The organism is Massilia sp. P2_C2 (assembly GCF_056404615.1).
Genome location: NZ_JBFUDR010000280.1, coordinates 1 through 8,364, shown reverse-complemented (window position 1 = coordinate 8,364; position 8,364 = coordinate 1). Strand labels below are relative to the sequence as shown.

General features: G+C 63.3%; 11 protein-coding genes. 4 read left to right on the top strand and 7 right to left on the bottom strand.

Annotated elements, in window-relative coordinates; translation table 11 throughout:
- The 3 genes from AC1DYX_RS24525 to AC1DYX_RS24515 all read right to left on the bottom strand — a co-directional run.
- A partial coding sequence (locus AC1DYX_RS24525; RefSeq protein ID WP_477263720.1) for an NAD(P)(+) transhydrogenase (Re/Si-specific) subunit beta occupies nt 1-1,226 on the bottom strand: 1,226 nt, incomplete at its 3' end.
- Nucleotides 1,223-1,570, bottom strand: coding sequence for an NAD(P) transhydrogenase subunit alpha part 2 (locus tag AC1DYX_RS24520; RefSeq protein WP_477263718.1), 348 nt, complete (start codon nt 1,568-1,570; stop codon nt 1,223-1,225). The genes AC1DYX_RS24520 and AC1DYX_RS24525, both read right to left, overlap by 4 nt.
- 14 nt (nt 1,571-1,584) lie before the next feature.
- Nucleotides 1,585-2,703, bottom strand: coding sequence for a Re/Si-specific NAD(P)(+) transhydrogenase subunit alpha (locus tag AC1DYX_RS24515; protein ID WP_477263716.1), 1,119 nt, complete (start codon nt 2,701-2,703; stop codon nt 1,585-1,587).
- A 247-nt stretch (nt 2,704-2,950) separates the two neighbouring features.
- Here AC1DYX_RS24515 and AC1DYX_RS24510 point away from each other — a divergent pair, with 247 nt between their 5' ends.
- The 3 genes from AC1DYX_RS24510 (at nt 2,951) to AC1DYX_RS24500 (ending at nt 5,244) form a co-directional block, all read left to right on the top strand.
- On the top strand, nt 2,951-3,454 hold the full coding sequence (locus AC1DYX_RS24510) for an NUDIX hydrolase (RefSeq protein ID WP_477263714.1): 504 nt from the start codon (nt 2,951-2,953) through the stop codon (nt 3,452-3,454).
- Between the two features lies 1 nt (nt 3,455).
- The gene (gene mnmA / locus AC1DYX_RS24505; RefSeq protein WP_477263712.1) at nt 3,456-4,577 is read left to right on the top strand and encodes a tRNA 2-thiouridine(34) synthase MnmA; all 1,122 of its coding nucleotides are present in this window, start codon (nt 3,456-3,458) and stop codon (nt 4,575-4,577) included.
- A 187-nt stretch (nt 4,578-4,764) separates the two neighbouring features.
- Nucleotides 4,765-5,244 (top strand): chemotaxis protein CheW, encoded by a 480-nt coding sequence (locus tag AC1DYX_RS24500; RefSeq protein WP_477263710.1) that lies wholly within the window; start codon nt 4,765-4,767, stop codon nt 5,242-5,244.
- 53 nt (nt 5,245-5,297) lie between these two features.
- Here AC1DYX_RS24500 and AC1DYX_RS24495 read toward each other — a convergent pair whose 3' ends face one another.
- Nucleotides 5,298-5,750 (bottom strand): hypothetical protein, encoded by a 453-nt coding sequence (locus tag AC1DYX_RS24495; protein WP_477263708.1) that lies wholly within the window; start codon nt 5,748-5,750, stop codon nt 5,298-5,300.
- 14 nt (nt 5,751-5,764) lie between these two features.
- Nucleotides 5,765-6,307 (bottom strand): glycoside hydrolase family protein, encoded by a 543-nt coding sequence (locus tag AC1DYX_RS24490; protein ID WP_477263706.1) that lies wholly within the window; start codon nt 6,305-6,307, stop codon nt 5,765-5,767.
- A gap of 148 nt (nt 6,308-6,455) precedes the next feature.
- On the opposite strand from AC1DYX_RS24490, the gene AC1DYX_RS24485 reads away from it, so the two are divergent.
- Nucleotides 6,456-6,950 (top strand): Hcp family type VI secretion system effector, encoded by a 495-nt coding sequence (locus AC1DYX_RS24485; protein WP_477263704.1) that lies wholly within the window; start codon nt 6,456-6,458, stop codon nt 6,948-6,950.
- Nucleotide 6,951: 1 nt separating this feature from the next.
- Here the strand turns inward: AC1DYX_RS24485 and AC1DYX_RS24480 are convergent, their stop codons facing one another.
- Both AC1DYX_RS24480 and AC1DYX_RS24475 read right to left on the bottom strand, forming a co-directional pair.
- A complete protein-coding gene (locus AC1DYX_RS24480) occupies nt 6,952-7,344 on the bottom strand; it encodes an ANTAR domain-containing response regulator (protein WP_477263702.1) in 393 nt (130 codons plus the stop codon).
- A 23-nt stretch (nt 7,345-7,367) separates the two neighbouring features.
- The gene (locus tag AC1DYX_RS24475) at nt 7,368-8,144 is read right to left on the bottom strand and encodes a 5'-3' exonuclease (protein WP_477263700.1); all 777 of its coding nucleotides are present in this window, start codon (nt 8,142-8,144) and stop codon (nt 7,368-7,370) included.
- Nucleotides 8,145-8,364: the final 220 nt, after the last annotated feature.

Genomic DNA, 8,364 nt, shown 5'->3' with positions numbered 1-8,364 from the left:
AGCACCACGTCCGTCTGGCCGAACTCGCCGTTGATGTCTTCCATCTCCGCCACCTGGTCGTACGGCACCTCGGCTTCCGCCAGCAGCACGTTCATGTGGCCCGGCATGCGCCCCGCCACCGGGTGGATCGCGTAGCGCACCTGCACGCCGTGTTCCGTCAGCTTGTCGACCAGTTCCTTCACCGTGTGCTGGGCGCGCGCCACCGCGAGGCCGTAGCCCGGCACGATGATCACGGATTCCGCGTTCTGCAGGATGAACGCCGCGTCTTCCGGAGAGCCGGATTTGACCGGACGCTGCTCCTTCGCGCCACCCGTGTCGGCAGATGCCGCCTCGCCGCCGAAGCCGCCCAGGATCACGTTGAAGAACGAGCGGTTCATCGCCTTGCACATGATGTAGGAGAGGATCGCGCCCGACGAGCCAACCAGCGAGCCGGCGATGATCAGCATCGAGTTGTTCAGCGAGAAGCCGATGCCGGCCGCCGCCCAGCCCGAGTACGAGTTCAGCATCGACACGACGACGGGCATGTCGGCGCCGCCGATCGGGATGATGATCAGCACGCCCAGCACGAACGACAGCACGGCCATCACGATGTACGGCGTCCATGCGGGCGCGGCGCCATCCGAGAAGCAGAACACGAGACCGAGGCCGACGATGGCGATGGCGACGATCAGGTTGATCAGGTGCTGGCCCGGGTAGCGCACCGGCGCGCCCTGGAACAGCCGGAATTTATACTTGCCGGCCAGTTTGCCGAACGCGATCACGGAACCGGAGAACGTGACGGCGCCAACGAATGTGCCGATGAACAGTTCCAGCCGGTTACCGAACGGGAGGCCTTCGCCGCGCGCGGCGATATTGAAAGCCCACGGCTCCGACACGGCCGCGATGGCGATGCACACGGCCGCGAGACCGATCAGCGAGTGCATGGCCGCGACCAGTTCCGGCATCTTGGTCATCTCGACACGGCGCGCCGCGACCGTACCGATGCTGCCGCCCACGACGACGCCCAGCAGCACGAGGCCGAAGCCCATGCCGCCCGTCTGCATCTGTTCCTTCAGCTTGAACATCAGGGCGATGGTCGTGAAGACGGCGATGCCCATGCCCGTCATGCCGAAGGCGTTGCCCATGCGTGCCGTCGACGGCGAGGACAAGCCCTTCAGGGCCTGGATGAAGCACACGGACGCCACCAGGTACAGCAGCGTCACGACGTTCATGCTGATCAGGTTCATGCGGCCTCCTTCACGGCACCCACGGCATCCTTGGCGGCCGCGGGCTTCGCAGCTTTCGGCTCCTTCTTCTTGAACATCTCCAGCATGCGCTGGGTGACCAGGAAGCCGCCGAACACGTTGACGGCGGCCAGCGCCACCGCGATGGTACCGGCGACTTGTCCGGTCAGGCCCTCCGTGAGGCCGGCGGCCAGCATGGCGCCGACGATGATGATCGCGGAGACGGCGTTCGTCACCGCCATCAGCGGCGTGTGCAGCGCCGGCGTGACGGTCCACACGACGTGGTAGCCGACGTAGATCGCCAGCACGAAGATGATCAGGTTGATGATGGTATGGCTGATTTCCATGTCGTCCCCCAGGTTTATGCGGCCTTGCGCAGCACGTCGCCGTCGATGGCAACGAGCGTCGCGCGCACGATCTCGTCCTCGCGGTCGATGACGAGCTTCCCGTCCTTGTCGATCACGAGTTTCAAAAAGTCCAGCACGTTGCGCGCGTACAGCGCGGACGCGTCGGCCGCCACGAGCGCCGGCAGGTTCGGCTCGCCGATGATCGTCACGCCATGCCTGATCACCGTCTGGCCCAGCTCCGTCAGCGGGCAGTTGCCGCCCTGCTCGATGGCCATGTCGACGATCACGGAGCCCGGCTTCATCGCGCGCACCGTGTCTTCCGAGATCAGCACGGGTGCCTTGCGGCCGGGGATCAGCGCGGTCGTGACGATGATGTCGGCCAGCTTCGCGCGCTCGTGCACGAGCTCCGCCTGGCGCCGCATCCAGTCGGCCGGCATCGGGCGCGCATAGCCGCCCACGCCCTTGGCGATCTCGCGCTCCTCGTCCGTGAGGAAAGGCACGTCGATGAACTTGGCGCCCAGCGATTCCACCTGCTCCTTCACGGGCGGGCGCACGTCGGACGCCTCGATGACGGCGCCCAGGCGCTTCGCGGTGGCGATCGCCTGCAGGCCGGCCACGCCGACGCCCATGATCAGCACGCGCGCCGCTTTCACGGTGCCGGCGGCCGTCATCAACATCGGCATGAAGCGTTGATAAGCGTTGGCGGCCATCATGACAGCCTTGTAGCCGGCGATGTTGGCCTGCGACGAGAGCACGTCCATCGACTGCGCGCGCGTGATACGGGGCGCCGCTTCCAGCGCGAACGCGGTGATCTGCTGCTGCGCCAGCGCGGCCAGGTTGTCGGTATCGAACGGGTTCAGCATGCCGACCAGCGCGGCGCCCGGTTTCATCTGCGCGCGCTCGGCCGCATCCGGGCTGCGCACCTTGAGCACGAGGTCGGCCCCGAGGGCCTCCGCCGCCGTGACGATGCGGGCACCGGCGGCGACATAGGCATCGTCGATCGCGGCCGCGTGCACGCCGGCGCCGGACTGCACGACGACCTCGTGCTGGGCGGCCAGCTTCTTGACGGTTTCGGGAGTTGCTGCGACGCGTGTCTCGCCCGGCCTCGATTCGGCCGGCACACCAATTCTCATGATGCCTCCATATAGTTGATTAACTGTCCACAATCTAGCATGTAATTCCCCCGATCAATCCAGATGAGTGGTTTTTCAGAAACAGATCAGCAATTTTCATGGCATTCACCCTCGTAGGCTGGACAAATCCCCCAACTTTTTGCCTTTAATCAATAACTAGCCCTGTCTAGAACTGTTGCGCCGCAGCGTGCGCCCGAGCAACTCACGTTCCATCAAGGTAGAATGTCGGCTCACTACAAGGACGCGCATGACCCATACCTTCAGACCGTCAGTCACCGTCGCCGCGATCATCGAGCGCGAGGGCCGTTTTCTGCTGATCGAAGAAGAGACCAGCGACGGCATCCGCCTGAACCAGCCGGCCGGCCACCTCGACCCGCACGAATCGCTCGAACAGGCGGTGATCCGCGAGGCGATGGAAGAGACGGCGCATGAATTCATCCCGGAAGCCCTCGTGGGTATGTATCTGTCGCGCTATCACTCGAAGTCGCGCGGGCATGACGTGACCTATCTGCGCTTCACGTTCTGCGGCAGGGCCGGCAGGCAGTACGACCAGCCGCTCGACCACGGCATCCTGCGCACGCTGTGGCTGACGCGCGACGAACTGGCGGCCTGCCGCGAGCGTCACCGCAGCCCCATCGTCCTGCGATGCGTGGACGATTACCTGGCGGGCAAGCGCACCCAGTTGGACCTGCTGTACACGGACCATTCGGTCTTCGACGGCGGACTCACCCTCAAACCGGACGTAACCTGAAATGAGTAAAAAGAAAGTCGTGATCGGGATGTCGGGCGGCGTCGACTCCTCGGTCGCGGCCTGGATGCTGAAAGAACAGGGCTATGAAGTCATCGGCCTGTTCATGAAGAACTGGGAAGACGACGACGATTCCGAATACTGTTCCTCGCGCCAGGACTGGATCGACGCGGCCAGCGTGGCCGACGTCGTCGGCGTGGACATCGAGGCGGTCAACTTCGCCGCCGAATACAAGGACCGCGTGTTCGCGGAATTCCTGCGCGAATACCAGGCCGGCCGCACGCCGAACCCGGACGTGCTGTGCAACGCCGAGATCAAGTTCAAGGCGTTCCTCGACCACGCGATGAAGCTGGGCGCCGACCTGATCGCGACCGGCCACTATGCGCGCGTCCGGCACAACGTCTCCACCGACAGGTTCGAGTTGCTGAAAGCCCTCGATGCGACCAAGGACCAGAGCTATTTCCTGCACCGCCTGAACCAGGCGCAGCTGTCGAAATCGCTGTTTCCGCTGGGCGAGATCGCCAAGACGGAAGTGCGCAAGATCGCGGAAAAGCTGGCCCTGCCGAACGCGGCGAAGAAGGACTCGACGGGCATCTGCTTCATCGGCGAACGGCCGTTCCGCGAATTCCTCGGCCGCTACCTGTCGCACAAGCCGGGCCCGATCAAGCTGGACAACGGCCAGACGGTGGGCGAGCACGTGGGCCTGTCGTTCTACACGCTGGGCCAGCGCAAGGGCATCGGCATCGGCGGCCTGAAGTCGCACAAGAATGCCGACGGCACGAGCGAGCCGTGGTTCGTGGCGCGCAAGGACATCGCCAACAACACGCTGTACATCGTGCAGGGCCACGACCATCCGTGGCTGCTGTCGGAACGCCTCGGTGCCGGCCAGGCCAGCTGGATCGCCGGTGAACCGCCCGCAGGTGAGCACACTGCGCGAGCGCTGTCGGCCAAGACCCGCTACCGCCAGGCCGACGTGCCGTGCACGGTCACGCCGGAAGGCCAGGACCGCTTCACGCTGGACTTCACCGATCCGCAATGGGCGGTGACGCCGGGCCAGTCGGCCGTGCTGTACGACGGCGACGTGTGCCTGGGCGGCGGCATCATCGACACGGCGTCGGCCGTCTGACCGCCGTGCGGCCACGCGGCCGCACCGCTGTTGCATACTTCCCGCAACTCCGGTCTTTTTATGCGCGATTGCCAATTCTCCATCGTATAACGGGGAAAAATATCGTACCCTTCAGGAGTATTGCCGCATAGCAAATACGCGGCTATTCTCTGCGGAGTCCTTCCGCGTTCAATCCGAGGGAAAAGACATGGCTGAAGACATTGTCAACAACGCGACCGAAGTGCTGTCGTTCCGCCTGGGCGGCGAGGAATACGCCATCAGTATTCTGAAAGTCCAGGAAATCCGTGGCTACGATAGCGTCACGCGCATCGCCAACGCGCCCGAGTACCTGAAGGGTGTCGTCAACCTGCGCGGCATCATCGTGCCGATCGTCGACATGCGCATCAAGTTCAACGTCGGCGCGGCGACGTACGACGCGTTCACCGTCGTGATCGTCCTGAACATCAACAACCACACGATCGGCATGGTCGTGGACAGCGTCTCGGACGTCGTGACGCTCACGCCGGACCAGATCAAGCCGGCGCCGGACCTGGGCGCTTCCGTGTCGGGCGAATACCTGCGCGGCCTGGGCACCGTGGGCGAGCGGATGCTGATCCTGCTCGACATCGACAAGCTGCTGGGGTCGGAAGAGATGGGGCTGCTGGCGGCCGCGAAGTCGGCGGCGTAATCCGCGCCGTCCCTGCTGTCGGGGCCGCCGGCAGGGACGAGCCGACGTTCATGTCAACGCTTTGCCGTTGGCTGTTTTATCGCGTCAAAAAAATACCCTTCCCAGAACACTACAACCCTTCCTTTGCTTTTCAGGAAGGCTTCGGTGCAGTCGAGATCGATGACCGTGATCGTGTCCGGCAGGCCGAGATAGCCGACCCGGGCGTGATAGCCTTCACGTATGTACTTCGCTGCATCTTCGCGATGACGCGTCAACTCTGGCGCACGGCAGGGCTCTGCATTGAAGATGACGGCGTCGCGCCGGACGACCATGGTTTTACCGATCAGCGCTTTGGCCTGCGCGTCAGTCAACGACGCGACGTCCGCAGAGTCGAGCACTTTGGTGAGCGTCCAGGTGCCGAAAATGTCGGCGTCATTTCCGGGCTGTGTCGCTCGGACCGGATAAGCGATCAACGCAAGTATGCTTGCTACGACCGGCAAGCACTTGAACGTACGTAAAGAAGACATCGCCGACTCCTTGCTTATTTTTTAGCCGTAGCAGCTGCTTTTGCAGCAGCCTGAAACGGAGCACTTTCTTCTTCCCGACGCGAAATCAGACCTCGCGCCACCACTTTTTTGCCGTTCACGTGGGTCGACGTCATCGCGCGGATTTTTGAGGAGGCCTCGGCCGGGCGCCCGGTGTCGACCAGTGTGTACACGTTTCGGGCACCGTGCGCCCCGGTGTTATAGGTGAGACTCACCAGCGCATCGAACTGATCTTGCGGCAGCTTTTGCTTACGCACGTGGCGTATGACGCCAGCTTCGGCATCGGCCACCCTGCGCGCGAACTCTGCCTCTACTGCGGCCGCGCTGACGGGAGTCGCCAACTCTTCTTTTGTGCACGCGCCCTTATGGGCAAGAATGCCCGGGCCCCACGTACAATTCCCCTTACCTGGGCCCATGTCATCATAATAATTGAACACATCCCTCTCGCGCCGGCGCATCCGGGCGCGAGCCTCCGGGCTCATCCGCATTCCAGCATTTGCGGAGGGCGTGGCGGCTGCATGTGCATGCTGCTTGGTCATCGGCGTCTCCTGGTCCATACGTTCGGATTGCCAATCTAAACCAGGGCCATCGCCGGTCCGTTGCGCTCAAACAAGCAGCCCCATCTGGAAAATCCGAATAATCGCCGCTGACGGACGCGGGTCCGAATAACGCCGACGAGGAGTCCATATGGCCATCGATGTCTACTTGCAAATTGCAGGAATCAAGGGTGAGTCGCAGGACTCTGCGCACCAGGGCTGGATCGAATGCTCCGAAGTGCATTGGTCTGTCCTGCAGCCACGCAGCGCCACCGCATCGACCGCTGGCGGACACACGGCAGAGCGGGCAGAGCTGAAAGATGTGGTGTTCGGCAAGCTTACAGACCTGGCATCGCCGATCCTGCTGCAAACCTGCGCCATGGGCAAAACCATCCCCAAAGCCAGGTTCGAGTTCATGCGCGCTGATGGGGACGGCAAACCGATCAAGTACTTCGAGATACAGCTCGAAAATGTGCTGATCAGCGGCGTCGCGCCATCCCTCGTCGAAGGTACGATTCTGAGCGAGCACGTCAGTCTGAAGTACTCGAAAATCAAATGGACGTACACCCAGCAAAACATCGCCGGCGGCGTACGAGGCAGCACGAATGGCGGCTGGGACCTCGCCGCCAACAAGGTCGCAACGTAGTTCAGGCGCGTTCCGGCCCTCTGTGTTTCTTGACGATGGAAATCACGGTGTTGCGGATCGTCCGCAGCACCGTATCGGCCTTGAACGGCTTGACGATGAAGCCGTGCACGCCGCCCGCCAGCGCGGCCTGGATGGCGGGTGCGTCGAGCGTGCCGGACACCATGAAGATGAGTGTCTTGGGCAGTTGCGTGCGCAACTGCTCGACGGCTTCCTGGCCGTCCTCGAACTRCTCGCGCGCAATGCAGAAGATCTGCGGCTGGTGCTTCAGCGCCAGCGCGAACCCGGCCGCGGCCGTATGGGCCTGGCCGGCGACGTCGTAGCCGCCGTCGGTGAGCACGGTATTGAGCAGGCCGCGCGCCACGGCGCTACCGTCGACGATGATCGCCTTGAGCATCGGATTCCTTTCTCTTTCTTATTCTAGTTTGCCTCGTACGCCAGCATATTCCATGTGACGCCCAAGCGCACATCGGTTTTCAGCTGCACGAGCTTGCGCGACACCTCCAGGATCTCGCGTTCCGCGCGCAGGCGCTCGCCCAGCGGTGTCTTGAGGATGCCGGCACCGGCCATGACGGCGTCCAGGTCGCCGTAGGCGTTGAGCAGTCGCGCCGCCGTCTTCATGCCGACCTTCGACACGCCCGGCACGCCATCCGTCGGGTCGCCCATCAGCGCCAGCAGGTCGTGCATGCGCTCCGGCGCGACGCCGAATTTGTTGCGCACCCACGCGTCGTCGTGCCACTCGCCCTTGAAATGATCCCACACGAGCGCGCCGTGCGCGATCAGCCCGTGCAAGTCCTTGTCCGTGGTGGCGACGACGGCATCGCCGCGCCCCTCCGCCAGCCAGCGCATCACGCCGGTCGCGATCACGTCGTCGGCCTCGACCTCGGGCAGCATCAGCACGTGCAGGCCGACCTTGCACAGGCGCTCGTGGAATTCCGGCAAGGCCTCGCGCAGCACGGCCGGCATCGGCGCGCGGCCCTCGCGGTAGCGCGGGTATAGCGCGTGACGCCACGTGGGGCCGCCATAGTCGAACGCGGCCAGCACGTGCGTGGGCGCATGCGCTTCCAGCAGGTTGCGGAACGACGAAAACGCGTGGCGCAGCGCGATGCTCGCCTTCAGGTCCGAGTCCGGTTCGGGACTCGCCTCGTACACGCGTCTTACGATGTTCAGGCCGTCGATGGCCAGCAGCTTCGCCATGGTGTCGCTGACTCTTTGTTCATTTGACGAAATCGGAAAGGCGGTAGCTTAGCACCACCGCCCGCCATATTCATGGAACGATACCACTTATATTTCCGGCCAGCATTTATTCGAACGTTTGCAGGCCTATAAAAGAACGTTGCAGAGATGCCGCGCCAAGCCCACATTTTTGCCAAAAGGCATGAATTATGAGCGACATCTATTTCACATCTAATTAAAC

What these genes read in the sequence shown, in the direction of transcription:
- AC1DYX_RS24520 (WP_477263718.1), bottom strand. Translation starts at nt 1,570, where the DNA reads ATGGAAATCAGCCATACCATCATCAACCTGATCATCTTCGTGCTGGCG.
- AC1DYX_RS24515 (WP_477263716.1), bottom strand. Translation starts at nt 2,703, where the DNA reads ATGAGAATTGGTGTGCCGGCCGAATCGAGGCCGGGCGAGACACGCGTC.
- AC1DYX_RS24510 (WP_477263714.1), top strand. Translation starts at nt 2,951, where the DNA reads ATGACCCATACCTTCAGACCGTCAGTCACCGTCGCCGCGATCATCGAG.
- mnmA (WP_477263712.1), top strand. Translation starts at nt 3,456, where the DNA reads ATGAGTAAAAAGAAAGTCGTGATCGGGATGTCGGGCGGCGTCGACTCC.
- AC1DYX_RS24500 (WP_477263710.1), top strand. Translation starts at nt 4,765, where the DNA reads ATGGCTGAAGACATTGTCAACAACGCGACCGAAGTGCTGTCGTTCCGC.
- AC1DYX_RS24495 (WP_477263708.1), bottom strand. Translation starts at nt 5,750, where the DNA reads ATGTCTTCTTTACGTACGTTCAAGTGCTTGCCGGTCGTAGCAAGCATA.
- AC1DYX_RS24490 (WP_477263706.1), bottom strand. Translation starts at nt 6,307, where the DNA reads ATGACCAAGCAGCATGCACATGCAGCCGCCACGCCCTCCGCAAATGCT.
- AC1DYX_RS24485 (WP_477263704.1), top strand. Translation starts at nt 6,456, where the DNA reads ATGGCCATCGATGTCTACTTGCAAATTGCAGGAATCAAGGGTGAGTCG.
- AC1DYX_RS24475 (WP_477263700.1), bottom strand. Translation starts at nt 8,144, where the DNA reads ATGGCGAAGCTGCTGGCCATCGACGGCCTGAACATCGTAAGACGCGTG.